The following is a 26,169-nucleotide window of genomic DNA, read 5'->3' as shown; positions in this document are numbered from 1 at the left end:
CGTACAAGCGGCAGCGTTCCGCCATGAGGGTTAGGTTACTTCTTGGCGTTCTGGTTCGCCACCGGTTCGCCCTTGACGCGCACGTCCGAGATCGTCGAGCGCAGCGCAGTCACCTTGGTTCCGCCGCCAAGGTCGATCTCCAGCTCATTGTCGTCGATCACCTTGGTCACCTTGCCGACGAAGCCGCCACCGGTCACCACCGTATCGCCGCGGCGCACCGCCGACAGCATTTCCTGGCGCTTCTTCAGCTGTGCGCGCTGCGGCCGGATGATCAGAAAATACATGATCACGAAAATCAGGACAAACGGCAAAATCGAGATGAACATGTCTGGCGAGGCGCCGACGCCCTGGGCATATGCCGGTGTAACGAACATCAAGAAACTCCTGGGTGGTGAAATACCGCCGCGGCCGCCCCGCGAAAATTTGGCCGGAATATAGTCGCTAAACTTGCCAATGCAACTGCGCTGCGAGCCCAATCCGTTGCTTTTCCAGCCGTTTGCGACGTGCTAGAGCGTCGCAGCGGAAGCCGCTTCGAGGCCACCGAAAAGATCATGCTCCACAAAAGCTTGGGCCTGGTTCCAGCAGCGACGCCACGGAAGCTGCTCCCACATCCCGACACACCACAACACAAAGACCTGACATGACCGACAGCCTGGACGCCTTGAACAAGAAGCTCGACCGCCTGATCGAGGCGGTTTCCCGCCTCGCTCCGCCGCCCGTGCCGGAGACCGACCTCGGCGTGGCGGACTGCTTCGTCTGGCAGGCGGACCCCGGCTTTCTGGAACCGGTGCGCAAGGTCAACCGCGTCGACATCGGCCTGATCCGCGGCGTCGACCGCGTGCGCGACATCCTGCTCGACAACACCGAGCGCTTCGCGTCCGGCTACGCGGCGAACAACGTGCTCTTGTGGGGCGCGCGCGGCATGGGCAAATCCTCCTTGGTCAAGGCCGTGCATGCCACCGTCAACGCCTCCGACAAGCTCGACCGGCCGCTGAAGTTGATCGAGATCCATCGCGAGGACATCGACACGCTCCCCAAGTTGATGGGCCTCCTGAAGGCGGCTCCCTATCGCTTCATCCTGTTTTGCGACGACCTTTCGTTCGACCATGACGACACGTCGTACAAGTCGCTGAAGGCGGCGCTCGAAGGCGGCGTCGAGGGTCGGCCCACCAACGTCATCTTCTATGCCACGTCCAACCGGCGGCATCTGCTGCCGCGCGACATGATCGACAATGAGCGTTCGACCGCCATCAACCCTTCGGAAGCGGTTGAGGAAAAGGTTTCTCTTTCCGACCGTTTCGGCCTGTGGCTCGGCTTCCACAAATGCTCGCAGGACGAGTATCTCGACATGATCGACGGCTATGTCCGCCATCACGGCCTGGCGATCGACCCCGAGCAGCTGCGCGCCGAGGCGCTGGAATGGGCAACCACGCGCGGCAGCCGCTCCGGCCGCGTCGCCTGGCAGTTCACCCAGGACCTCGCCGGCCGCCTCGGCAAGCCGCTGAAGGACTAAGCGCGGACGTCACCTGGACGGCCGCGCCCCCGCAGGTCACGCGGCGTCTGGCCGATCTCGCGGCGCATCCAATGCGCCAGATGCGACTGGTGCGCGAAGCCGGTCAACGCAGCAACCTCGCTCGTGCTGAGATCGCCTCGCTGCAGCAGAACGCGCGCGCGTTCCACGCGACGCCGCAACACATAGCGATGCAAGGTGACGCCCATCGCCGCCTTGAACCATGTCCGCAAATGCGAGCTGCTCGCGCCGGCAACCCTACTTAGGCGATCGATCGAAAGCGGCTCATGGAGCGCGGCCTCGATATGCTCCAGGACGCGCTTGAGCTGGGCGTCCGACAACCGATTCACTCTCGAACCAACTATGTCTGGCCCATCGAGGCCAAGCAGCCTCACGGCAAGCGCGGCGCCAATGCTGTCGGCAAACAAAGGGCTGCTCGGCGTGCCTGCGTCGAGATCGCTCTGCAGCGCCCGGGCCAGATGTTCGATGCGCTGGTCACGCAGCAGATGGCGCGTCTCGAACCGCGACACTCGCGCCCTGCCGCCGAGTTCCGCCGCGACCCTTTCCATCAAGGCCGGCTGCAAGACGATCTCAACCGTGTCGAACGGGGTTTCCGCCTCGAAGCCGCCCTCCTCGCCGGCTGGCACAAGATCGATATCGCCGGCGCGCCTGACGAAATATCGCCCGACCTGATTGCAGTAGGAGCGCGTCGCGGCACTTGCATGCACCATGATCCGATGGTGCAGCGCCCGGGGCAGCCGATGGATGCCGGCTTCGACATGCCGGGAAACCATTGCTACGTCGGACGCGGATCGGGCCGGAGCGGATTGCGGGCGCATGCTCTCTCGATTCATGGCAAAACCTGTTCAAGATTTGGCGGTTCCCGCGCGATTTTCAATGCCGCGAACCTGTACTCACCCCTCTCCCATCAAGCTTGGAAGAGAGGTTGCCATGAGTTTGTATGTCGTTGTCGGCGCAGGCCCGGTCGGACGCGAGACCGCTCGCCTTCTTGGCGAAGAGGGACATGACGTCATTCTGACGAGCCGGAGCGTCGGCTCGAATGCGTTGCGGAACGTGCGGACCGTACAGGCCGACGCCACGGATGCCTCGGAATTGTCGCGTGTCTGCCGAGGCGCCGATGCCATCTTCATGTGCGCCATGGCCACATATCATCGCTGGCCAACCGACTTTTTCCCCATAATCGACGGCACCGTGCGCGCCGCGGAGACGGTCGGCGCCAAGCTCATCGTGCTCGGAAACCTGTATGGCTATGGGAAAAATACCAATGGCCCGCTTCGCTCCGACATGCCGCTGGACCCGACTTCGAGGAAGGGAACCGCAAGGACGATCATGTGGCAACGGGCGGCCCGTGCCGGTGTGCCGGCGATCGAAATACGCTCCAGCGACTATCTCGGGCATGGCGCGATCAGCTACTTCTCGCTGGTCGCGCTGCCCTCCATCATCGAGGGCAAGCCAACCGCCTTCATTGGAGACCTCGACGCGACCCACGCCTGGAGCTTCACCAGGGACGTCGCCAGGACACTTGCCGCGGCCTCCTTCTACACAGGCGAATGGGGACGGGCGTTCCATGTCCCCTCCCAACCCGCCTCGCCCCGGGAGCTCATCCGCAAGACCACGGCGATGCTCGGAAAAGAGGTTCCGGAGATGCGTTCCTATTCCGTCCCCGAGATGGAAGCGCTGGGCATGCATGAGCTCATCGAGATGAGCTACCTCTTCGAAAGCCCCTTGCTGGTCGACTCATCCGACTCCGAGGCACTTCTGGGTGTGAAGGCCAGCAGCCTCGAGGAGATGATCGCCGACACGCTCCGCGATCACCTTTGAGCCTTGCGGGCGGGCATTTCATACAACTGAAAAAGCCCGCTCCTTGCGAAGCGGGCTGAAGACGGCGGGCCGGACTGGAGGTCAGGCGGCCCGCAAAGGTTCTTGTTCTATTCGAGGTAGCCGGTCGGATCGACCGGGGCCGAGTTCTTGCGCACTTCGAAGTGCAGCTTGGGCGAGTCGGTGGTGCCGCTCATGCCGGACAGCGCGATCTCCTGGCCGCGCTTGACCTTCTGGCCGCGCTGCACCTCGATCGAGCTTGCATGGCCATAGACGGTGACCAGGCCGTTCTCGTGCCGCACCAGGACGGTGTTGCCGAATTCCTTGAGGCCGTCGCCGGCATAGATGACGACGCCGTTCTCGGCCGCCTTGATCGGCGTTCCTTCCGGCACCGCGATGTCGACGCCGTCCTTGCCGGAACCGAAGCCGGAGATGACACGGCCGCGCACCGGCCAGCGCATCTTGCCGATGCCGGTTGCGTCGGGCGCCTCCGCATTGTCGTCCTCGGCCTGCTGAATGACCTTGGCGTCCTTCTTCGGCGGCGTATAGGAGGCGAGCGTCTCGGTGGTCTTGGCCGCCGGCGGCGTCGTTGCCGTCGTCACTGGGTCGACGGCCGGCTTGGCCGCCGCCGCGGGCTTGGCGGACGCGACCTGAACGGTGCCGCCGGCCGGAACCTTGAGTGTCTGGCCGATCTTGAGCAGGCCGTCCTTCATGCCGTTGGCCTGCTTCAGCGCCGTTGTGCCGACGCCGGTCTTCCTGGCGATCGACGACAGCGTGTCGCCCTGCTGCACCGTGTAGGTGCCGCCGGCGCCGGCTGGCTTGGCCTCGGCCATCTGCTGCGCGGGCTTCGGGTTCTTGGAACCCGCGGCCGCGGCCGATGCATCGACCTGGGCGGCTGCCTTGCCGTCCTTGACCTTGGGCTGCTGCGGCAGCACGGCGACCTTCTCCGGAGCGGGCTGCTTCGGCGTGTTCGTCGGCTTGCCTTGCGCGACCTTCGCCTCCGCCTTGCTGGAATAGGCATAGGCGGGGATAACGATCTTCTGGCCGCTGCGGATGCCCTTCTTCGGATCGATCCCGTTGACCTTGGCGATGGCATCGGCCGGCACATGATAGTGCGCCGCCAGGCCAGAAAGCGTCTCGCCGTCGCGCACCACGATTTCGGTCGCGTGCGGCGCGGCGCTCGCATTGCGCACGGCGTCGGGCTCGGCGGTCTTGAACGGCTTGGCCGCGGCAACCGTGCCGGTGGCCGTCCTGTCGAGATGCGGCGCTGGCGCAAGCGCCGGAGCGGGCGTAAGAGCAGGAGCCGAAGCGGTACGCATCGGCTTTGCCGGAGCCGGCGCCGACGGAGGCGGCAATTGCTGGGCGGTGACCGGCTCGAGGCTCGAGCGGCTCACCGACTGGGTATGGGCGCCGTCGACCGGCGCCGGCGCGACCGTGTCGCCCGGATAGGGCTGGTCGACATTCTGCTTGTTGATGATGGCGCGCTGATTGTTGGTGGATGATGTGAAGACATCATCGACACCGTTGAAGCGCATCGACTGGGAACTGCACCCGGCCGCCGCGCCGGCAATCATCAGGACAGCGCAACCGCGCGCCAGATTACGTCTGTTTGCCTTCAAGTGATTGAATTGCATCGCACTAACCCGCACAGACCCGGTACAAACTGGCCCTGATTAAAGCGCGTTAATGTTACTGGGCGGTTAACCCGTTAGAATCCGACGAAAATTTTCTTAAAACATTGGCGGAAATTTTGGCGAGGCCGAAATCCGGGTGACGGCAACGCGGATATCCCGGCTTTCCGGCGCATCGCTACGATGAGCTGAAGGCTCCTGAACCTCGTCATTCCAGAGCGGAGCAAGGAGCGTAGCGACGTCGCTTCGCTCCTGCTCCGCCCGTGGATGACGACCGCGATAGGCGTCTCGGCCAATCGCCAGGGCATCGGATCTGCCAACGCACACTAACCAACCGGTTAGAACTTTTGTGTTGAAAAACTAGATCACCGCGGCAACACTGCGCAGGATCGGCTGCAGCCTGACCATGCCGATGTCCTCGCGCTCGAAGCGGCTGCCGACCTTGGTGAGCTTGGCCAGCACCTGCTCGCCCTCCTCCGGACCGATCGGCGCGATCACGACGCCGCCACTCGACAACTGGTCGAGCAGGAAGCGCGGCAGGCTGTCGAAGGCCGCCCAGGCGACGATGCGGTCGAACGGCCCCTCATTGGGCAGGCCGTTGGAACCGTCGGCCTGGCGGGCGATGACGTTGCTGATGGCCAGCGCCTCGAAGCGCTGCTTGGCCTGTTCGGTCAGCGTCTTGTAGCGGTCGATGGTGATGACGCGCGCCGCGAGCCTCGACATCACAGCTGCCGTGTAGCCCGAGCCGGTGCCGATCTCGAGCACGCGGTTGCCCGGCTCGATGTGGAGCGCGGCGATCACCGCCGCCTGCAGATCGGCGCCCTCGATCGCCTCGCCGCATTCGATCGGCAGCATGCCGTCCGACCAAGCGATCGCATGGAACTGGGCCGACAGGAAACCACGCCGCGGCGTCGCCTCGAAGGCGGCAACCAGCGCCTTCGGCGCCGTGCCCCTGCCCCGCAGCCTGAGCAGGAAAGCGGCGAAACCTTCGCGGTCGTCGATTCCCGTATTCATGCCAAAACCGTATTCATGCCAAAACCGTGTTCATGCCAATGCCTTGTTCATGACAACGCCTTGGTCAGCTGGTCGCGGAGTTCATGGGCGGTAAGGTCGAGCTGCAGCGGCGTCACCGACACCAGCCGGTTGTGCATCGCATATAGGTCCGTGCCCTTCTTGCCCTCGACCGGCTCGCGGCCGAAGCGCAGCCAGTAGTAAGGCAGGCCGCGCCCGTCGCGCCGCTCGTCGACCCACAGGCTATGCACCAGCTTGCCCTGCGAGGTGACGACTGTGCCTTCCACTTCGTCGGGGGTGCAGTTCGGGAAATTGACATTGAGCAGCACGCCTTCCGGCAGCGCCGTTTCCACCAGCCGCTTGAGCAGCGCCGGCGCCAGCGCTTCGGTCGTCTCGTACGGAACGACGCGGTCCTCGCCGACATAGGAATAGGCCTGGCTGACCGCGATTGAGCGCACGCCGAGCAGCGCGCCTTCCATGGCGCCCGCCACGGTGCCGGAATAGGTGACGTCGTCGGCGATGTTGGCGCCGGAATTGACGCCGGACAGGATCAGGTCCGGCGGTCCGGGCAGGATCTTTTTCGTGCCCATGATGACGCAGTCGGTCGGGGTGCCGCGCACGGCGTAATGCTTCTCGCCGATCTTGCGCAGCCTTAGCGGCTCCGAGATCGACAGCGAATGCGCATAGCCGGACTGGTCCTGCTCCGGCGCCACCACCCAGACATCGTCCGATAGCGTGCGCGCGATGCGTTCGAGCGACGCCAGCCCTTCGGCGTGGATGCCGTCGTCGTTGGTCAGGAGAATGCGCATCAAGTCACTTCGCTTCGATCTTGGCCAGACCACCCATGTAAGGCCGCAGCACTTCAGGAATGGTTACGCTGCCATCCTCATTCTGGTAGTTTTCGATGACAGCAATCAGAGCGCGGCCGACAGCGGTGCCCGAACCATTCAACGTATGGACGAAGCGGTTGCCCTTGCCGTCCTTGTCCTTGTAGCGGGCATCCATGCGCCGGGCCTGGAAATCGCCGCAAACCGAGCAGGACGAGATTTCGCGATAGGCGTTCTGCCCCGGCAGCCAGACCTCGATGTCATAGGTCTTGCGCGCGCCAAAACCCATGTCGCCGGTGCAGAGCGTCACGGTGCGGAACGGCAGGCCGAGCCGCTTCAGCACCTCCTCGGCGCATTGCGTCATGCGCTCATGCTCGGCGATCGAGCTTTCCTGGTCGGTGATCGAAACGAGTTCGACCTTGTAGAACTGGTGCTGGCGCAGCATGCCGCGCGTGTCACGGCCGGCCGAACCCGCTTCCGAGCGGAAGCATGGCGTCAAGGCGGTGTAGCGCAACGGCAGCTTTTCATGCGCGGTGATCTCTTCGCGCACGAGGTTTGTCAGCGGCACCTCAGCCGTCGGGATCAGGCCGAGGCGACCGTCGCCATGCGGCGTGAAGAACAGGTCCTCCTCGAATTTCGGCAGCTGGTTGGTGCCGAAAAGCACCTCGTCGCGCACCATCAGCGGCGGGATGATCTCTTCATAACCGTGCTCGGTGGTGTGCAGATCGAGCATGAACTGGCCAAGCGCGCGTTCCATGCGCGCCAGCTGGCTCTTCAGCACGGTGAAGCGGGCGCCGGACAGTTTCGCCGCGCGCTCGAAATCCATCATGCCGAGCGCTTCGCCGATCTCGAAATGCTCCTTCACCCAGTTCGGGCGCGTCGGCACCTCGCCGACGATCCGCTTGACGACATTGTCGTGCTCGTCCTTGCCGACCGGCACGTCCTCCAGCGGCACGTTGGGCAGCACCGCAAGCGCGTCGTTCAGCGCCTTGTCGAGCTCACGCTCGCGCGCCTCGCCGTCCTGGATGAACGCCTTGATGTCGCTGACTTCGCCCTTGAGCTTCTCGGCAAGCGCTGAATCGCCCGAACGCATGGCGTTGCCGATCTCCTTGGAGGCGGCGTTGCGGCGTTCCTGCTTGACCTGCAGCTCGCTGAGATGCGAACGCCGCGCTTCGTCCTTCGCGACCAGATCGTCGACCGTGGACTGCGCCTCGCCCGCCGACCACGAGCGCTTCACCAGCGCCTCGACAAGGGCCTTCGGGTTTTCACGAATCCATTTGATATCAAGCATGGTCGATCCTCAAAGTCATGCATGTCGCCCGGAAGTGTGCCGCGGTTCTGGAACAACAACATGCATCAAAGCTAAAACTTAAAGCGCGTCGCTTGAATTCGTTTCAGCGCGATGCGTTTTAAGGATCGAGGGCGTAAACCGCATCCGCTATCGATGCAAGACGGTGGCTATGCCGAGCGCCTCGATTTTCCCTGCTTGAACTGCCTTGCCTACGCCGACGGCGCGTCCGGCGTGTCGCTCGCGACCGAGCTCTCCGCCTCTGCCTGCTCGCGCGCCAGCCGGTCGCGCGCCTGGCTGCGCTCGATCATGCGCGACGACCAGATGGCGACCTCGTAGAGGATGATGGTCGGGACCGCGAGGCCGATCTGGCTCATCGGATCTGGCGGGGTCAGCACTGCGGCAACGACAAAGGAAAGGACGATCGCCCATTTGCGCTTCTCGGCCAGCGCCTGCGACGACAATATGCCGACGCGCGTCAACAGGCTGGTCACCACCGGCAGCTGGAACACCAGGCCGAAGGAGAAGATCAGCGTCATGATCAGGCTGAGATATTCCGAAACCTTCGGCAGCAGCGAAATCTGCACCTGATCGTTGGTGCCGGTCTGCTGCATGGCCAGGAAGAACCACATCACCATCGGGGTGAAGAAGAAATAGACCAGCGAGGCACCCATCAGGAACAGGATGGGCGACGCGATCAGGAAGGGCAGGAAGGCGCTGCGCTCGTTCTTGTAGAGGCCCGGCGCGATGAACTTGTAGATCTGCGTGGCGATCAGCGGGAAGGCGATCACCATGCCGCCGAACATGGCGAGCTTCACCTGGGTGAAGAAGAACTCCTGCGGCGCGGTATAGATCAGCTCGACCTTGTGCGGATCGAGCCCTGCCCATTGCGTCGCCCATTTGAAGGGGACGACCAGAAGGTTGAACAGGCGCTTGGCGAAGAAGAAGCAGACGAGAAAGGCGACGAAGAAGCCGCCCAGCGACCAGATCAGGCGACGGCGCAGCTCGATGAGATGCTCGATCAGCGGCGCCGACGATTTCTCGATTTCTTCCCGCTCCTTGTCCGATACGCTCACTTGGCGGCTCCCGCCGTCTTCTTGGTGTCAGATGTCTTCTTTGCGGCCGGCTTCTTCGCCACCGCAGGCTTCGCCTTGGGCGCGGCTTTTCCGGCAGTCGCTGCGGCTTTGGCCGCAGCCGGCGGGGATTTGGCCGGCGCTTTTGCGGTCGGTGCCTTAGTTGCCGCAACCGGCTTGGCAGCGGCGCCAGCCGCAGCCTTTTTCGCGGGCTTGGCCGCCAGAGGGACCGCCGAAACCGATGCCGTGACGGAGGCGTCGGTCATGGCGGGGAAGGTCGGGGAGGTCGAAGCAGCCTCGGCTCCGCCGGCGCCGGGCATGTCCGTCGCGCCGTTCTTGAGCGGCTCGGCGGCCTGCGGCGTCTCCGCTGCCGGCGCCGCCGGATCGGCGGCCGGCTTGGGCTTCATCATCGTATCGACGCCGGACCGCACATCGGCCGCGGCCTGCTCGAAGGGATTGAGCTGCTTGCGCACCTCGTTCATCGGATTGAGACCGCGCAAGCTATCGATCGAACTCTTCACGTCGTCGAGTTCGGCTTCCTTCAGCGCTTCGTTGAACTGCTTCTGGAAGTCGCCGGCCATGGCACGCAATTTCGCCGCGGTGCGGCCGAAGGTGCGCAACATGTTGGGCAAATCCTTGGGCCCGACGACCACGATCATGACGACCGCGATCACCAGCAGTTCGCTCCAACCGACTTCGAACATGGCAATCTATTCCGACGGGTGCCTGCCGCCCAAAAATGCGAAGCGGTTTTGGGACAACAGCATGCTCAAACCAACAAACGGGATCAGCTCTTGCTGACCTTTTCCTTGCCCGGCGAAACAGTTTCGTCAGCGCGGTGCTCGACGGTACGCTTGTCGTCCGCAACGTCGTCGTCAGCCATGCCCTTCTTGAAGCTCTTGATGCCCTTGGCCATGTCGCCCATCAGTTCCGGGATCTTGCCGCGGCCGAACACCAGAAGCACGATGACCAGCACGATCATCCAGTGCCAAATCGAAAATGAACCCATTGCCAATCTCTCTCGAATGTTTTCCCTGGCGATGATCTATGCGTTTTCGCTCGGGGATTCAAACACAACCGCAATGAAGTTGATAAAATGGCTAGCGGATGTCACGCACTTTCGGCGTGAGCGCCTTGCTACGAATCCGCGCAGGCCTTGCTAATAAACCATCCGCGCCGGCTTCGCGCTCACTCTTCCGTGACGCGCGGCGTCAGCAACCCGAGTTCCTCGAGATCGATATCGGTCAGCTCATCCTCGTCCTCGGTCAGCGCATCCGGGTCGGCCGGCGGCACCGGCATCGAGAAGTTGGCCGGCATGCGCGTCGAGAGCAATCCGGCGCCCTTCAGTTCTTCCATGCCAGGCAGATCGCGGATCTCCTCCAGCGCGAAATGATCCAGGAAAGCGTCGGTGGTGCCATAGGTCACCGGCCGTCCAGGCGTGCGGCGACGACCGCGCATCCTGACCCATTCCGTTTCGAGCAGCGTGTCGAGCGTGCCCTTGGACGTTTCCACGCCCCTGATGTCCTCGATCTCGGCGCGCGTCACCGGCTGGTGATAGGCGATGATCGCCAGCACTTCGAGCGCCGCGCGGGAGAGCTTTCTCTGCTGGACGGAGTCCCGGCTCATCAGGAAAGCCAGGTCGCCAGCGGTGCGGAAGGCCCAGGCATCGCCGACCCGCACGAGGTTGACGCCGCGCTTGGCATAGATTTCCTGCAAATCCGCCATTGCGGCGGCAATGTTCACGCCTTCGGGCAGGCGCGCTGCAAGCTGCTTTTCGCTGACTGGCTCGGCGCTGGCGAAAATGATCGCCTCGGCCATGCGCACGGCTTCCGACAATTGCAGCCGCTCGGCGGGGTTTTCGATGGAGCCCTGCTCGGCCATCTCGTCTTCCGGTTCGTCCTCGACCTTGAACGGGATGACCGAAGCGTTGGCGCGTTCGCTCATGATACCACCTCGACTGCCCTTACCCCTTGCGCGCGGCCGCGCAGGTAGATCGGCGCGAACACCTGATCCTGCCGCACTTCCAGTTTGCCCTCGCGCACCATTTCGAGCGTCGCCGCGAAGGAACTGGCCATCGCCGTGCGCCTTTCCTCCGGCGCCGCCAGATATTCGATCAGGAAGCTGTCGAGCGCCGTCCAGTCGCCAACCGAGCCGATCAGCCGCGCCAGCACCTCGCGCGCATCCTTGAGCGACCACACGGCGCGCCGGGCGATCGTCACATTGTTGATGGCCTGCTTCTGGCGCTGCTGCGCGTAGGCGGTGAGCAGATCGTAGAGCGAAGCCGAAAAGCTGTTGCGCTTCTCGACAATGACCATTTCCGGCATGCCGCGCGCAAAGACGTCACGGCCAAGGCGGTTGCGATTGACCAGCCGCGCCGAGGCGTCGCGCATGGCTTCCAGCCGCTTCAGCCGGAATTGCAGCACCGCCGCCAGCTCCTCGCCGCTCTCGCCCTCTTCGCCCGGCTGTTTCGGGATCAAGAGCTTCGACTTCAGGAAGGCGAGCCACGCCGCCATCACCAGATAGTCGGCGGCAAGCTCGAGCCTCAGCGCCCGCACCTTCTCGATGAAGGCCAGATATTGCTCGGCAAGCGCCAGGATAGAAATGCGCGCCAGATCGACCTTCTGGTTGCGGGCAAGATGCAAGAGAAGATCGAGCGGACCTTCGAAACCCGCCACGTCGACGACCAGCGACGGGTCGCCGGTCAGGCGTGAATCGTCGTTCTCGGCCCATAGACGGTCCATCGGTGCGGCCTTCGCGGCCTTGGCTTCCAATGTCTCCGCCACTTGCCTTTTGTCCCTTCGGTTCAGGCCACCGCTTCGAAATAGGTGGCGAATTCCGCGCGTATCGCCGTTTCGTCGGCGACGTCGCGATCCTTTATATAGGTCAGCGCCCGCTCCGCGCGCTGCAAGGACTTGCCCGACAGCGCCGTCGTGCGCGAGGCGATCCCCGACATCTCCTCGAAAACGCCGTTGCAGTGAAGGACGAGATCGCAGCCGGCCGCAAGGATCGAGGCCGCCTTTGTCGGGAAATCCCCAGAAAGTGCCTTCATCGAGGTGTCGTCGCTCATCAGCAGCCCGTCGAAGCCGATCTCGCCGCGGATCACCTGATCGACCACCTTGGCGGACGTCGTCGCCGGATTGTCGGGGTCGACGGCGCTGTAGACGACATGCGCCGTCATCGCCATCGGCAGCTCTCTGAGCGCCTTGAAAGGGGCGAAATCATGCCGGCTGAGCTCCTCCAGCGGCGTATCGACGGTCGGCAGCGCGAAATGGGTATCGGCAAAAGCCCGGCCGTGGCCGGGAATATGCTTCATCACCGGCAGCACGCCGCCGGACATCAGCCCCTCGGCCGAAGCCCGGCCAAGCTCGATCACCGCATTGGGCTCCTTGCCATAGGCGCGCGCGCCGATGACGTCGCTGGCGCCTTCGACCGGCACATCGAGCACCGGCAGGCAGTCAGCCGTTATACCCAGGCGGGAGAGATCGAAGGCATGCAACCGCGCCATCAGCCAGGCGGCGCGGCGGCCGGCTTCCTTGTCCTCGCGCCACAGCGCGCCGAGCGCGCCGCCGGCGGGATAGTTCGGCGCCAGCGGCGGACGCAGGCGCTGCACCCGGCCGCCTTCCTGGTCGATGAAGACCGGAGCGTCCGGTCGGCCGACGCTGTCGCGCATCGCGGCGACAAGGTCGCGGATCTGCCCGGCTTCACCGATGTTGCGCGCAAACAGGATGAAGCCCCAGGGACGTTCATCGCGATAGAAGCGGATTTCGTCTTCGGTGAGGGATTTCCCGGCGCAGCCGAGGATCATGGATTTTGATTCGCTCATAGACGGAAGCTTAAGGCTTTGAGCGAGCAAAGGGAATCACCCCTGCCCTTGGACACGCCAAAGGCCACAACCGTCCACAACGAAAAGCCGGCGCGGCTTTGCGGCGGCGCCGGCTTGAAAGGCTGGACAGGTCAGCGCGATACGAAGCAGTTGCCGCCGGCCGCCTTGTAGCTGGTGCAAAGGTTGATCGCATCGTTGCGTGACTGGGCCGGGACGCGGACGCGGTAGAAGGTGCCCTTGCCAGCGACCTCGGCCTTGACGATGTTGGCGGTGCGGCCGGAGAGCACGCTGCCATAGCGGCGCTGCAGGTCCTGATAGGTCGACTGCGCGCTTTCGACCGTCGGCTGCGAGGCGATCTGCATCGACCACGAGCCGCCGCCCGCTGCCGCCGCCGGATCGATCGAAGCGACCTGGTCCGGCTTGACCTCGCCGACGATATCGACCGGCTGGTCGGACGGACGCGCCGGCGCCACCGGCACCACCGCCGGCGTGTTGGTCGACTGCGCCTTGGCTTCAGCCTTCTTCGCGGGCTTCGCCGGCTTGACGGCAGGCGCATCGGCCTGGTCCGTATCGGAAGCCACGGTTCCCGTCTGCTGGCCGTCGGAGGCCGGCGCGACATGCTGCGGCGCGGGATCGCTCGGCTCGGCCGCCGCGACCTTCGGCGCGGCCGGAGCCGGGTCCTCGCGCGGCACCAGCGAGCCGTCAGGCTTCACCATCATGGTCTTCACCTTGCGCGGTGCGACCGCGACGACGTCGTTGCTGGCGCCGTTGTCGGCATCCTGCTGCAGCACCTGGGCGATGCGGTCTTCCGACTTCGGCGTCGGTGCTGCCGGCTGGGCGCTCGCCGGCGCAGCAGGTTGCGCGCTTTTGGGCGCAGCCGCTTGCGCGACGCCGGGCAAGGCTGTGTCCGAATTGTCGGCGGCGCCAGTTCCGGCCGCAGCGTCGTTGTCGTTGGGCGAGAGATCGACGACCCGGCTCGGCGGCGGTTCCTTCGACGCCAGGTCCACGGGCTGCTCGGTGGTGTTCACCAGCTTCTGCTGCACCGACTCGGCGGGCTTCGTCGCGCCGCCGCCCTTGGCCACCGCGTCATAAACCTTGTTGTCCTGGTTCGGCACCACCGCGCCGCCCGGGTTTTCGGGCTTCACCTTGATCGGCGAATTGTCGGCCTTGACGATCACCGGAGCCTCGCCACCACCCTTGCCGCCGAAGGAGAAGGCCAGCGCGCCAAGGCCGCCGAGAACCACCACGGCGCCGACCAGCGCCGCGATCATCACGCCGCGCCGGCGCGGCTGCGCCGCCGCGCGCTCGGCAAGCCCGGGGATCGCCATCGCTTCCTCGAGCTCGGGATCGTAGTCGAGCTCGTCGGCGGCGAAATCCTCCGCCTGCGAAACCGGCCGGCTGCCCGGCAGGTCGTCGGCGTCATAATCGTTCGCGACGGCAAACGAAGCCGGGGCCACCGGAGCCGCCGGAGCCTCGGCGCGCAAATCGCGACGGTCGTAGCCATTGAAGCCGGCGCTGTAGGATTCGTCGTCATAGCCCCGGTTCTGCGTCGGCGCCGACGCGATCTCCGTCGCGTTCATGTCGGTGAGCAGGCTGGCGAATTCCGCATCGAGATCGTCGTAAGCGGGGGCCGCCGGCTGATCTTCCTCGAAGCTGAGCTCCGGAATGTCGAGGTCGTCCGCGAGCGCCACCACGCGCTCCGGCACATCGACCGTCTCGACATCCGGCACGTCGTCATGCTGGCCGGGCCGCGGCGGAGACGCCGGCGACTGCGCCGGCTTGGCATAGGCGGCATAATCCGTTGCCGGTTCGCTGCGATAGGTCGGCTCGGCCATCTGCACTGGCGCCGAAGGCGCCGCCATCTGTACCGGCGCCGGGGGCGCGGCCATCTGCGCCGGAGCCGAGGGCGACGGCTGCGCGGCAAACGAAGCCTGCGCCGGCGGAGCGGAGGTCGGGGTAGAACGGCTCCACGACCTGGCTGATTCCGCAGGCGTCGAATGCAGCCAATCGGAGGAATTTACCGGAGACCTCGCCGTGGCGGCTGCCGCCCGCTCAGCCTCGATACTCCGAGCGAAAGCGGCACCGAAATCGTCATCGAAATCAACATCGGCCTCGGCCGAGCTTGAGAAATCCTGGCGATCGAGCTCGCCGGCAAGCAGGTCGTCCATGTCGCTCTCTGCCGGCTGAGCGCCATGCCCGTTCTGCGCCGGCTGGTGCTCGTCGATATCCCAGTCGAGATCGTCGGCTGCCGCCTTCCCGCCAGCATAGCTCGCGGATTCCGCAACCAGGCGCGGCGCGGGAGCAGGCTCCTTGACCACCGGCATCGGCCGCGCGGTCATGGCGCCGAGCAGCGCATTGAGCTCGTCTTCCAGGCTGCGCTCGCTGGCTGCCGGCTTGGCCGGCTCGACGGCGGCGACAGGCGGAACCGGAGCGGCGACGGTGGGAGCCGGCTCAACCGCGACCGGCTGCGACCGGGCAGCGGGCTCGACGACCGGAGCTTGCGGCTCCTCATTCAGCGCATCGCGGAAACTCAGTTCGAAATCGTCATCGAGGGTCAGCGCGGCGGCAGGTTCGGGCGCCGGGAACTCCGGTTCGGCGGCAAAATGGGCCGGCTCGGTCGGCGCCTCGACCATCGGCGCAGGCTCGTCGTCAAGCTCCGGCTCTTGAACATCCTGAGCCTGACCGAGATTGACATCGGCATCGCTCATCGCCTGGTCGAAATGACCGGCAAAATCATCCTCGGAAATCAGTGGCGCAGCCGCTTGAGTTTCGACTGGCTCGACGGCCTGGGCGTGCTGCTCCGGCTCGTGGCTCTCAAACGACAACTCGTCTTCGAGCGACATCTGGACCGCATTGTCGAAATCGGCGTCGAACGCCTCCTCGCTCGCGGCCTGCACGGCTTCGACGGCGTCCTGACGGGCGTCGGCCGGCTCGCGATAGTCGAGATTCGCGGGTTCGTGATGGTCGAGCTGGAAATCCTGATCCAGCGAAGCAGCCATTTCCTGATCGATCGGAAGCTCGTCCTCGAGCGGCGAGACATCCAGCGAACTGGCGACGGCCTTGTCGAAATCATCGTCGAAAGCGACTTCCGGCTCGGGAGCTTCTTGTGACTCGGGCGCGAAATGCGGCTCGGATGCGAAATGCGCCTCCGGCGCAACCTCCTGCTCCGGCGCGAAATCCGGCTCCGGCGCACGGGCCACGGCGAAATCGGCATGATCCGCCGCGTCGTCGAACACGAAATCCTGCTCGAAGGAAGCAGTTAGCTCATCGTCATTGGCGGCGCTGGCAGCCTCGAAGGCCGGCTGATTGCCGATCTGGTGTATGGCAGCCTGCTGAGCGACCGGAGCGCTTTCCTCGGCGGAATCGAACTCGCCCATCAACTCCTTCTCGAGGTCGATGTCGAAATCGCCCTCCTCCACGGTCTGATGGGCCGGCATGGCTTTCTCGGCCGCGGGGGCCGGCTGCCTCGCCGGCTGGCGCGGATCGAAACCCATGATCCGGGTCAGCTCCGCGAACGGATCATCGTCGGCGATATCGTTGTGGTCGGCTACTTTCAGCGGGGTTCTGTCTGCCATTATTGTTCCCGAACTCGCACACAGTCGGACGCCATGGACGTCGCGCAGGGTTGGCCCTTACCAGCGCAATGTGGGCAAAAGGTGACAGGTTTTTTAGTTAAACCTAACGCATTTCAGTGGGCGCGTCTGCCCCGATCAGCGTCAGGCCGGAGGTCAAAACATCCGAAACAGCCTGCACCAGCCCTAGTCTGGCATAGGTTGATTCTCGGTCGTTAACCTTAACAAAACGTAAGTCCTGGTTGTCATGGCCGCGATTCCACTGTGCATGGAAGCCGGAAGCGAGATCGTAGAGGTAGAATGCGAGCCGGTGCGGCTCCAGCGAAAGCGCCGCGGACTCGATCAGCCGGGGATATTCAGCCAGCTTCCGGATCAGCGCGATCTCACCCTCGTCCGTCAGCGCAGCCACGGAAGCCGCGAGCCGGTTGCGGTCGAAATTTGCCTCGCCAAGCTGCTCGCTCGCCTGCCTGAAGACGGAATGGCAACGCGCCGACGCATACTGCACGTAGAACACCGGATTGTCCTTCGACTGCTCCGTGACCTTGGCGAAGTCGAAATCCAGCGGCGCGTCGTTCTTGCGGTAAAGCATCATGAAGCGGATCGGGTCGCGGCCGACCTCGTCCACCACCTCTCGCAAGGTGACGAAATCGCCGGACCGCTTCGACATCCTGACGGGCTCGCCGTCACGGAACAGTTTTACGAGCTGGCAAAGCAGCACGGTGAGCTTGACCGTATCGCCGGCAACCGCCCGCGCCAGCGCCTCGAGCCGCTTCACATAGCCGCCATGGTCGGCGCCAAGCACATAGATCAGGTCGACGAAGCCGCGCTCGACCTTGTCCTTCAGATAGGCGACGTCGGCCGCAAAATAGGTGAACGAACTATCCGACTTGACGAGCGCCCGGTCCATATCGTCGCCGACCGCGGTCGAGCGGAACAGCGTCTGCTCGCGGTCTTCCCAATCGTCCGGCTTCTCGCCCTTGGGCGGCGGCAGCGTGCCCTTGTAGATATGCCCTTTGAGGGTCAGGTCGGCGATCGCCGCCCGGATCTTCCTGGCATTGTCGGCATGCAGCGTGCGCTCCGAGAAGAACACGTCGTGGTGCACGTTGAGCAGCGCCAGATCCTCGCGGATCATCGCCATCATCGCATCGACGGTGCGGTCTTTGACGATCGCCAGCGCTTCATCTTCCGGCATCTGCAGCAGGCCACGGCCGAATTCCTTGGCCAGCGCCTGGCCGACGGGGACCAGATAATCGCCCGGATAGAGACCGGACGGGATCTCGCCGATATTGTCGCCGAGCGCCTCGCGATAGCGCAGGAACGCCGAGCGTCCCAGCACGTCGATCTGCGAACCCGCGTCGTTGATGACGTATTCCTTGGTCACGTCGTAGCCGGCGAAGGCCATCAGATTGGCCAAGGCGTCGCCGACCACGGCGCCGCGGCAATGGCCGACATGCATGGGCCCGGTCGGGTTGGCCGAGACATATTCGACATTGGCCTTGCGGCCGCCGCCGATGGTCGAGCGGCCATAGTTGCGCCCCTCGCCAAGCAGCGCTGTCAGATGCGTGTGCCAGAACGCGTCCTTGAGCCTGAGATTGACGAAGCCCGGCCCGGCGACATCGGCTGAGGCAACGTCCGCGTCGGCGCGAAGCGCTTCGGCCAGTCTTTCGGCAAGCGCGCGCGGGTTCTGTCCAGTGGGCTTGGCCAGCACCATCGCCGCGTTGGTTGCGAGATCGCCGTGGCTAGCGTCGCGCGGCGGCTCGACCGCGATACGCGACAGGTCGAGCGCGGCCCCGTCCTTGTCTTTCAGGTCAAGGGCTTCGACGGCCTTTACGATCCGCGCGTTGAAATCGGCGAAGATATTCATTGGATATGCTCTGGGCTTTAAGAGGCGACCGGCTCGATGGCCGGCAAAATCGAGGCTCGCCCTAGCTCAAATCGGGCGTATGGTCAAACAGACGCCGATGCTCCTTGAGCGCATAGGTGTCGGTCATGCCGGCCAGGAAGTCGGCAACGCTGCGCGCCTTGATGCGATCCTCGGCCCGGTCGAGCCCTTCGCGCCAGCCATCGGGCATGACGCGCGGATCGGCGAAATAGACGTCGAACAGCTCGCGCACGATGCGCTCGGCGTCGGCCCGCACCCGCATCACTTCCGGATGCCGGTAGAGGTGCTTGTAGAGGAAAGCCTTCAGTTCTTTCTCCGCCGCGGCCATGCCTGTCGAAAAGGTCACCAAGGTCTCGCCCGCCGCGCGCACCGCATCGGCGCTGTCCGGTTTCAGGCGCTCGATATTGGCGGTGGTCGACCCGATGACATCCTCCACCATCAGCGTGATCTGCCGGCGCATCAGCTCGTGGCCGGTGCGGACGTCGTCAAGCTGGGGATATCGCTCACGAACGCCTCTCAGGATCGAGCCGGGCAAGCCGACCTCCCCCAGCATGTCCAGCGTCAGCAGGCCGGCGCGCAGGCCGTCGTCTATGTCATGGTTGTTGTAGGCAATGTCGTCGGCGATCGCGGCGCACTGCGCCTCGATGCCGGCGAAACGGTCGAGCTCGAGGTCGTGCAGCTCGGAATAGTCGCGGATCGCTTGCGGCACCGGACCCTTGAGCCCCTTCCCGCTCGCATCGGTCAGCGGGCCGTTGTGCTTGACCAGCCCTTCCAGCGTTTCCCAGGTGAGGTTCAGCCCGTCGAATTCGGCATAGCGGCGCTCGAGCCTTGTGACCACGCGCAGCGACTGGGCGTTGTGATCGAAACCGCCCCAGGCGGCCATCTTCTCGTTGAGCGCGTCCTCGCCGGTATGACCGAAGGGCGTGTGGCCGAAATCATGCACCAGGGCGACTGCTTCGGCGAGATCCTCGTCGCCGCGCAGCGCCCGTGCCAAGGCACGCGCGATCTGCGCCACCTCGATCGAATGCGTCAGCCGCGTGCGGTAGTGGTCGCCCTCATGCGCGACGAAGACCTGCGTCTTGTGCTTCAGCCGGCGGAAAGCGGTGGAATGGATGATGCGGTCGCGGTCGCGCTGGAACGGCGTGCGGGTCGGGCTTTCGGGCTCCTCGAACAGGCGCCCGCGCGAGCGCGCCGGGTCGCTCGCATAGACGGCGCGCGGCCGATCGCCGAACCCGATGTCGCCGAGAGCATCCTTGCCCTGCCGCTCGTTCATTGACCCACCAGTTGACTCAGGCCTGCCTGCTTCATACCTATCATGTGAAACCGAAAGCAAGGTGACGCCGATGGGCGCGGATGCCAAGACTGCCATGAAGGTCGAAATGACCGATGCTGCGGCCAAGCGGATCGCCAGGATTGTCTCCAGCGAACCAGGCAAGACGGCTCTGCGGGTCTCCGTCGAAGGCGGCGGCTGCTCGGGCTTTTCCTACAAGTTCGATCTCGTCGCAGGTGCGAACGATGACGACGTCGCCATCGAGAAGGATGGCGCGACGGTCCTGATTGATGACCTGTCGCTGGTCTATATGGGCGGCTCGGTGATCGATTTCGTCGACGACCTGATGGGCCAGTCCTTCCAGATCAGGAATCCGAACGCGGTTGCTTCCTGCGGCTGCGGCACCAGCTTCTCAATCTGATCGACCGAGACTTCGCAGGCCTATGACCGGTGCGAACCGGGTAGCCCATGGCTGTCGCCGGGTATTGGCAGGAATGCGAATGGACGGCCTTTCTAAAGGCCGGCGCAGGCAATACGATCGGCTTCGTCGAACGCCTTCCGTCCGAACAGCATCGAGGCCTGCATGAAGATCGTCACCTGGAACATCAACGGCGTTCGCGCCCGCATCGGCAACCTCACCCACTGGCTGACCGAAAGCGCGCCGGACATCGTGTGCCTGCAGGAGATCAAGACGGTCGATGAGCAGTTCCCGCGCGCCGAGATCGAGGCGCTGGGCTACAATGTCGAGACCAATGGCCAGAAGAGCTTCAACGGCGTCGCGATCCTGTCGAAGCTTCCTTTCGACGAGGTCAACCGCGGCTTGCCGGGCGACGACGCGGATGACCATGCACGCTTCATCGAAGGCGTCTTTTCGACCGACCAGGGCGCCCTGCGCGTCGTCTCGCTCTATCTGCCGAACGGCAATCCGATCGACGATGAGCGGAAGTTTCCCTACAAGCTGGCCTGGATGGCGCGGCTGGAGCGCTGGGCGCAAGAGCGACTGCGCCTGGAAGAGGCGCTGGTGCTGGCCGGCGACTACAATGTCATCCCGGAACCGGCCGATGCCCGTTTTCCCGAAAACTGGCTGGGCGACGCGCTGTTCCAGCCGCAGACGAGGCAAGCCTTCCGGCGGCTGAAGAATCTCGGCTTCACCGAGGCGGTGCGCAGTGTGACCGACTCGCCCGGCGTCTACACCTTCTGGGATTATCAGGCAGGCGCCTGGCAGAAGAACAACGGCATCCGCATCGACCACCTGCTGTTGTCACCGGAAGCCGCCAACCGTTTTGCGTCGGCCTCGGTGGAAAAGCACGTCCGCGCCTGGGAAAAGCCGTCCGACCACGTGCCGGTCGCGATCGAGCTCAGCCTGCAGCCGGCCTGAGACGTCCTGCCGTCAGGACCTGATCTCGCCACAAATCCCGTCTTTGATATGGATTGCTGTGGGGGTTGAATGGCGATCCGATTTCCTTTTCGGCCGGTCGGCCTTGCTTTGGCGCTTGCCGCGCCGACGCCATCGCTGGCGGCGCCGACCTGTCTTGCCAATGGCAAATCCTTCGATGTCGGCCAGACGGCGTGCCTGACTATTGCCGGCGAAAGTCACCTCGCGCGTTGCGACATGGTCCTCAACAACACGTCCTGGACCAGGATCAAGGACGAATGTCCGGGGGAAGCGCCCAAACCGCACCCGACATCGCTCTCGACTCCGACGCCTGGTCCGGCGCCGACAGAGCCGACCGAGAACTGAAGCGCCGCCGATCTCCCCACCATCCAGGTTACGCTACGCACACATCTTCCGTGACTGGCGTGCCTGATCAGGCCGAGGCTTGATTGCCACGTGGTTCCCCCAATCCGTCGCTGCTTCGCAGCGCCACCTTTCCCCCCTCCGGGGGGAAAGGAAGGGAGGGTTGCTGGACGGAGCGTTGACGACAAAAAGCTTGGCGCCTTTCCTCTACCCCGTCGATCGGGGGAGAGGTGGCTCGGCGAAGCCGAGACGGAGTGGGGGTCGACCAGCGCTGCACTAGAGAATGCATGCGCCAAGCTACCACGCACGCTATCGCCAAACCTGCGCTTACTGGTCGCCGTTATTTCCCTTGGTCAGGATATCGTCCGCGAGCGAGATCGCGGTCCGGCGATCGGCCTCGCCGGCCGCGGCGAAAGCCTCTTCCTGCATGTTGCGGATCCAGGGCTGATCGGCCGCCGGAGCCCGCTGCAGCGCCGCCGTCATCATTGCCAGGCCGCGCACGACCTTGCCGCTCTGGAACAGGAGGTTGCCGAGCGTCGCCTGCGCGCCGGCATGGCCCTTCTCGGCCGCCAGTTGCAACCAGCGGCCTGCCTGCTTGACGCTGGCCTTCACGCCGCCCTCGCCCTTGAGGAACATCTGGCCGATCTCGAACTGGGCATTAGGATTGCGGTAGTTGGCGGCGGCGCGCATGTAATATTCCTGTGCGGCGACGTCGTTCTCCTCGACCGGGGTGCCGGGAATGCCCTTGCGCAGATAGTCGCCGAGCGCCACCAGCGCGTCAGAGACGTAGCTCTCTTCCGGCGAGCCGGGCTCGACATCCTGGTCGACGATTTCCGAGAAGAACTTGAAGGCGGCATAGTCGTCGCGCGTCACGCCATCGCCTTCGGCGTACATGCGCGCAAGCTTCCAGGTGGCGCCGATCTGGCCGTTCTCGGCGGCGTATTTATAAGCTTCGACAGCCTGTTCCTTATGGCCGCTCTTGTAGGCGGAGAAGCCGAACTGGAACACTGCCCATGGGCTCGATTGCGGCTTCACGCCGGTCTTGTCGTCAAACACCTTGTCGTCGAAGGCCACGGCCTGCCCGACGGCGCCCAAGGTCGCGACTGCGACCAGTGCCGGTAGGACAAACGACCTCAACACCTCAGATGTCCGCATAGCAGTGTGTTTCTTTCGCACCGCCGGGATGGGTCACCGCGCCGTCGCGGGCCGACCCTACGGTCTGCGCATATTTCCAGATCGCGCCGGACTGATAGTCGGTCTTGCGCGCCTTCCAATTCTTTGCCCGGGCCGCCAGCTCGGCGTCCGACAAGGCAACTTCGATCGTGCCCTTCACGGCGTCGATCGAGATCACGTCGCCATCCTTGATCAGCCCGATCGGACCGCCGACCGCCGCCTCCGGCCCGACATGGCCGATGCAGAAGCCGCGCGTGGCGCCGGAGAAGCGCCCGTCGGTGATCAGCGCCACCTTGCCGCCCATGCCCTGGCCGTAGAGTGCGGCCGTCGTCGACAGCATCTCGCGCATGCCCGGACCGCCGCGCGGCCCCTCGTAGCGGATGACGAGAACCTCGCCTTCCCGGTAGTCGCGCTGCGTGACCGCTTCGAAGCACTCCTCTTCCGAATCGAAGCAACGCGCCGGACCCGAAAATTTCAGTTCCGACATGCCCGCGACCTTCACGATCGCACCTTCGGGGGCAAGGTTGCCCTTCAAGCCCACAACGCCGCCTGTCTTGGTGATTGGCCGATTGGCGGGACGCACAACATCCTGGCTCTCATTCCAGGCAACGTGCTCCATATTTTCGGCCAAAGTGCGGCCGGTGACCGTCATGCAGTCGCCATGCAGATAGCCATGGTCGAGCAGCGTCTTCATCAGGAGCGGAATGCCGCCGGCCTCGAACATGTCCTTGGCGACATATTTGCCGCCCGGCTTGAGGTCGGCGATATAGGGTGTCTTCTCGAAGATCGCCGCCACGTCGAACAGGTCGAACTTGATGCCGGCCTCATGCGCGATCGCCGGCAGATGCAGCGCCGCGTTGGTCGAGCCGCCGGTGGCGGAAACGACGGTCGCAGCATTCTCCAGCGCCTTGCGCGTGACGATGTCGCGCGGCCGGATGTTCCTGGCGATCAACTCCATGACCTTTTCGCCCGAGGCGAAATTGAAGCGGTCGCGCATTTCGTAGGGCGCCGGCGCGCCGCAGGAATAGGGCAGCGCGAGGCCAATTGCTTCAGCAACGGTCGCCATGGTGTTGGCGGTGAATTGGGCGCCGCAGGAGCCGGCCGAGGGACAGGCCGCCTGCTCGATCTCCAGCAGATCGGCATCGCTGATCGTGCCGACCGAATGTTGGCCGACCGCCTCGAACACGTCCTGCACGGTGATCTGCCGGCCGCGATAGCTGCCGGGCAGGATCGAGCCGCCATAAATGAAGATCGACGGCACGTTGAGGCGCACCATCGCCATCATCATGCCGGGCAGCGACTTGTCGCAGCCGGCGAGCCCGACAAGGGCATCGTAGCAATGGCCGCGCATGGTGAGCTCGACCGAATCGGCGATCACTTCGCGCGACACCAGCGACGACTTCATGCCCTGGTGACCCATGGCGATGCCGTCGGTGACGGTGATGGTGCAGAACTCGCGCGGCGTGCCGTTGGCGGCCGCAACGCCCTTCTTCACCACTTGCGCCTGGCGCATCAGCGAGATGTTGCAGGGCGCCGCTTCGTTCCAGCAGCTGGCGACGCCGACCAGAGGCTGCGCGATCTCGGCCGCCGAAAGGCCCATGGCATAGAGGTAGGAACGATGCGGCGCCCGCGCCGGACCAACGGTCACGTAGCGGCTGGGAAGCTTGGCCTTGGAGATTGCCTTGGCGTCCATCATCGTCCTTGCCGCACACCCCGCGGCCGGTCCCATCGCCGCGCCAACCTGGCACGCATCCCGGGACATATCTCGGGTGCTCCGGGTTTATGGCGGGAAATGGGCAGTTCCCTTTGTCTGACTTCTACAGCAGGGGTTGTTCAGAAAGTGTTGCCGAAACGTCACAATCGCATCGGGCGCCGGTTGCGCGGCGAATCTGCAACAGCGGGCGGAAGGGCGAGGCCGAAGCAACAGTCACGAACAAAAAAGGCCGGGCGATGCCCGGCCTTTTTTGTTGAATTTTCAGAAACTTAGAACTTGATCTTGATTCCGCCCGAGATCGCCGTGACAAGATCGTTGCCGAAGTCATAGCTGGCGTCCGCACCAACAATCTTACCGTTCTCGCCAATCAATATGCCGGAGTGGCCGCTGGTCATCACGCCGACCGCGCCGGCTAGGCGAACCTCAATGTTAGGCTGCGGCGTATAGGCGACGCCGCCACCGAGCGTCCAGGTGTCAGTCTGGGCGCCGTAGCCATGCGACGTGCCACGATCCCAGGTGAGCTGACCAGCTGCGCTCCACTGATCGTTGAACTTATGGCCGATACCGCCCGAAACGGTCCAACCGTCTCGATACATCAGGTCAAGCGAAGTTACCTCTCCAGGACCATTCGTAAAACATACCGACGATGGGGCTTGGGGAGTCGGGCAGATAGGAACGCTTTGCAGCACACTCCAGTTGACCCACTTGATCGAGCCGAAGGCAAGCCAGCCAGGCGCGATGCCCGATTGAAGCTTCAACTCCAGAGTGTCAGGCATATACTGCGTCGAGCCATAGATCGCCTGCGACCCGCGTGGCGTCGTAAGCGTGCCGGAGATGTTATCGAGCTTGACCTGGGAATTGTAGACCAGGCTGGCCCGAAGCGCGATCTCAGGGATTTCGTATGCAATGCCGGCGCGCCAGCCCCAACCGTTGGCCTCTAGGTCGACGCGGCCAATCGGTGACGGTCCAACTGGATTGAAGCCCACCAGGCTTTCCTTGAACCCCGAAATGTCCTGATAGAACACGCCGCCGATAAAACGGAGCTGGCCCTTACCCGCATCAAACTTATATGAGCAGGTACCAGCATAGTTATTGCTCTTGATATCCGTTTCGACGTTGGAAAAAGCGCCATTCCACGACGCGCCGGGTGCGGTGTGGGCACCCCACGGCTGTGAATAGTCGACCATGCAGTCGACGCCTTGCACAACTTGGGCTTTGACCCCAATGCGCGGCACCCAATAGGGCTCGGCGCCATCCGCAGTAGAACTGAGGAAATTGAAGCCGAGCGGACCGCGCGCATTCTTGTACTTGCGGTCTGGCATCACATACGTCGCTTCAGCCTCCGTCGCGACCGGCGCCGGATCGAACAACAGGTCGATGTCGTAGCCGCCACGCTCCAGGCCGCCGGCATGCGCGGGATGCATCGCGGCGCCGATCAAAGCGATCGAAAAGCAGCCTGCCCCCGCCAGAGCTTTGAGCCGCAAAATATTCATGGAAATCCCTCCCCGAAATACAAGTGGCTCAAGCTAGAACCAATTCGGGTTAACGGCGCAACAACGTTTTCAAGAGCTGTACATGTACACCTTGACAGCACGTATTTTTGCCATGGTCAGGGGCGCCGCAATTGGCGCCCAAATCGCGCCAACCAGCGTCAAATGATCGAAAAAATCGGAAGAAACTACCCCGAAACAGGGCAAAAACAGCCATTTTAAGGGCTTGCAGGCCCCATTGTTACATTATGGCAACAATGGGGCGCAAACTTTCCGTTTACGTCAAAATTAACGTAGCGGCACGCCCATTTTCGAGGCAGCTAACGTA

At 64.0% G+C, this 26,169-nt stretch carries 23 protein-coding genes; 5 read left to right on the top strand and 18 right to left on the bottom strand.

What is annotated here, in order from left to right:
• Nucleotides 1-35: 35 nt before the first annotated feature.
• Complete coding sequence (yajC, locus tag RFM52_RS05220; protein WP_041004168.1) at nt 36-374, bottom strand: preprotein translocase subunit YajC; 339 nt, start codon at nt 372-374, stop codon at nt 36-38.
• Nucleotides 375-640: 266 nt separating this feature from the next.
• Here yajC and RFM52_RS05215 point away from each other — a divergent pair, with 266 nt between their 5' ends.
• Nucleotides 641-1,513, top strand: a complete 873-nt coding sequence (locus tag RFM52_RS05215) for an ATP-binding protein (RefSeq protein ID WP_320295453.1) — start codon at nt 641-643, stop codon at nt 1,511-1,513.
• Here RFM52_RS05215 and RFM52_RS05210 read toward each other — a convergent pair.
• Nucleotides 1,510-2,349 carry an AraC family transcriptional regulator gene (locus RFM52_RS05210; RefSeq protein ID WP_320295452.1) on the bottom strand — a complete coding sequence of 280 codons (840 nt, stop codon included), beginning with the start codon at nt 2,347-2,349 and terminating at the stop codon, nt 1,510-1,512. The two genes, RFM52_RS05215 and RFM52_RS05210, sit on opposite strands and share 4 nt — an antisense overlap.
• 112 nt (nt 2,350-2,461) lie before the next feature.
• Here RFM52_RS05210 and RFM52_RS05205 point away from each other — a divergent pair, with 112 nt between their 5' ends.
• The gene (locus tag RFM52_RS05205; protein ID WP_320295566.1) at nt 2,462-3,352 is read left to right on the top strand and encodes an NAD-dependent epimerase/dehydratase family protein; all 891 of its coding nucleotides are present in this window, start codon (nt 2,462-2,464) and stop codon (nt 3,350-3,352) included.
• 107 nt (nt 3,353-3,459) lie between these two features.
• On the opposite strand, the gene RFM52_RS05200 is transcribed toward RFM52_RS05205, so the two are convergent.
• From RFM52_RS05200 to RFM52_RS05140, 13 genes are all read right to left on the bottom strand, one after another.
• Entirely contained in the window at nt 3,460-4,983 is a 1,524-nt protein-coding gene (locus tag RFM52_RS05200) for a peptidoglycan DD-metalloendopeptidase family protein (RefSeq protein WP_320295451.1), read from the bottom strand.
• 357 nt (nt 4,984-5,340) lie between these two features.
• Complete coding sequence (locus tag RFM52_RS05195) at nt 5,341-5,994, bottom strand: protein-L-isoaspartate(D-aspartate) O-methyltransferase (RefSeq protein WP_320295450.1); 654 nt, start codon at nt 5,992-5,994, stop codon at nt 5,341-5,343.
• Nucleotides 5,995-6,041: 47 nt separating this feature from the next.
• A complete protein-coding gene (gene surE / locus RFM52_RS05190) occupies nt 6,042-6,800 on the bottom strand; it encodes a 5'/3'-nucleotidase SurE (protein WP_320295449.1) in 759 nt (252 codons plus the stop codon).
• 4 nt (nt 6,801-6,804) lie between these two features.
• Complete coding sequence (serS, locus tag RFM52_RS05185; RefSeq protein ID WP_320295448.1) at nt 6,805-8,109, bottom strand: serine--tRNA ligase; 1,305 nt, start codon at nt 8,107-8,109, stop codon at nt 6,805-6,807.
• Between the two features lie 209 nt (nt 8,110-8,318).
• Complete coding sequence (gene tatC, locus RFM52_RS05180; protein WP_320295447.1) at nt 8,319-9,182, bottom strand: twin-arginine translocase subunit TatC; 864 nt, start codon at nt 9,180-9,182, stop codon at nt 8,319-8,321.
• Entirely contained in the window at nt 9,179-9,883 is a 705-nt protein-coding gene (gene tatB / locus RFM52_RS05175) for a Sec-independent protein translocase protein TatB (RefSeq protein WP_320295446.1), read from the bottom strand. Before tatB ends, tatC begins: the two co-directional genes overlap by 4 nt.
• An 83-nt stretch (nt 9,884-9,966) precedes the next feature.
• Nucleotides 9,967-10,188: a twin-arginine translocase TatA/TatE family subunit gene (locus RFM52_RS05170; RefSeq protein WP_320295445.1), complete on the bottom strand. Its 222-nt coding sequence runs from the start codon at nt 10,186-10,188 to the stop codon at nt 9,967-9,969.
• A 179-nt stretch (nt 10,189-10,367) separates the two neighbouring features.
• Nucleotides 10,368-11,123 (bottom strand): SMC-Scp complex subunit ScpB, encoded by a 756-nt coding sequence (gene scpB, locus RFM52_RS05165; protein ID WP_320295444.1) that lies wholly within the window; start codon nt 11,121-11,123, stop codon nt 10,368-10,370.
• A complete protein-coding gene (locus RFM52_RS05160; RefSeq protein ID WP_320295565.1) occupies nt 11,120-11,920 on the bottom strand; it encodes a segregation and condensation protein A in 801 nt (266 codons plus the stop codon). Before RFM52_RS05160 ends, scpB begins: the two co-directional genes overlap by 4 nt.
• A 62-nt stretch (nt 11,921-11,982) precedes the next feature.
• Nucleotides 11,983-13,002, bottom strand: a complete 1,020-nt coding sequence (gene nagZ, locus RFM52_RS05155; protein ID WP_320295443.1) for a beta-N-acetylhexosaminidase — start codon at nt 13,000-13,002, stop codon at nt 11,983-11,985.
• Nucleotides 13,003-13,133: 131 nt separating this feature from the next.
• Entirely contained in the window at nt 13,134-16,577 is a 3,444-nt protein-coding gene (locus tag RFM52_RS05150) for an SPOR domain-containing protein (RefSeq protein WP_320295442.1), read from the bottom strand.
• Between the two features lie 103 nt (nt 16,578-16,680).
• A complete protein-coding gene (gene argS, locus RFM52_RS05145) occupies nt 16,681-18,438 on the bottom strand; it encodes an arginine--tRNA ligase (RefSeq protein ID WP_320295441.1) in 1,758 nt (585 codons plus the stop codon).
• 61 nt (nt 18,439-18,499) lie between these two features.
• Nucleotides 18,500-19,729, bottom strand: a complete 1,230-nt coding sequence (locus tag RFM52_RS05140; RefSeq protein ID WP_320295440.1) for a deoxyguanosinetriphosphate triphosphohydrolase — start codon at nt 19,727-19,729, stop codon at nt 18,500-18,502.
• 70 nt (nt 19,730-19,799) lie between these two features.
• Between RFM52_RS05140 and erpA the strand changes: the two genes are divergently transcribed.
• From erpA to RFM52_RS05125, 3 genes are all read left to right on the top strand, one after another.
• Nucleotides 19,800-20,147, top strand: a complete 348-nt coding sequence (erpA, locus tag RFM52_RS05135) for an iron-sulfur cluster insertion protein ErpA (protein ID WP_320295439.1) — start codon at nt 19,800-19,802, stop codon at nt 20,145-20,147.
• Between the two features lie 162 nt (nt 20,148-20,309).
• On the top strand, nt 20,310-21,104 hold the full coding sequence (xth, locus tag RFM52_RS05130; protein WP_320295438.1) for an exodeoxyribonuclease III: 795 nt from the start codon (nt 20,310-20,312) through the stop codon (nt 21,102-21,104).
• Nucleotides 21,105-21,173: 69 nt separating this feature from the next.
• A complete protein-coding gene (locus RFM52_RS05125) occupies nt 21,174-21,467 on the top strand; it encodes a hypothetical protein (protein WP_320295437.1) in 294 nt (97 codons plus the stop codon).
• A 324-nt stretch (nt 21,468-21,791) separates the two neighbouring features.
• Here RFM52_RS05125 and RFM52_RS05120 read toward each other — a convergent pair whose 3' ends face one another.
• The 3 genes from RFM52_RS05120 to RFM52_RS05110 form a co-directional block, all read right to left on the bottom strand.
• On the bottom strand, nt 21,792-22,619 hold the full coding sequence (locus tag RFM52_RS05120) for a tetratricopeptide repeat protein (RefSeq protein WP_320295436.1): 828 nt from the start codon (nt 22,617-22,619) through the stop codon (nt 21,792-21,794).
• On the bottom strand, nt 22,606-24,330 hold the full coding sequence (gene ilvD, locus RFM52_RS05115) for a dihydroxy-acid dehydratase (protein ID WP_320295564.1): 1,725 nt from the start codon (nt 24,328-24,330) through the stop codon (nt 22,606-22,608). Before ilvD ends, RFM52_RS05120 begins: the two co-directional genes overlap by 14 nt.
• Nucleotides 24,331-24,620: 290 nt before the next feature.
• On the bottom strand, nt 24,621-25,844 hold the full coding sequence (locus RFM52_RS05110; RefSeq protein ID WP_320295435.1) for an OmpP1/FadL family transporter: 1,224 nt from the start codon (nt 25,842-25,844) through the stop codon (nt 24,621-24,623).
• Between the last annotated feature and the right edge of the window lie 325 nt (nt 25,845-26,169).

Source organism: Mesorhizobium humile (genome assembly GCF_033977215.1).
In the GTDB taxonomy this organism is placed as follows: Bacteria; Pseudomonadota; Alphaproteobacteria; order Rhizobiales; family Rhizobiaceae; genus Mesorhizobium; species Mesorhizobium humile.
This window is presented reverse-complemented; position numbering and strand designations above follow the sequence as displayed.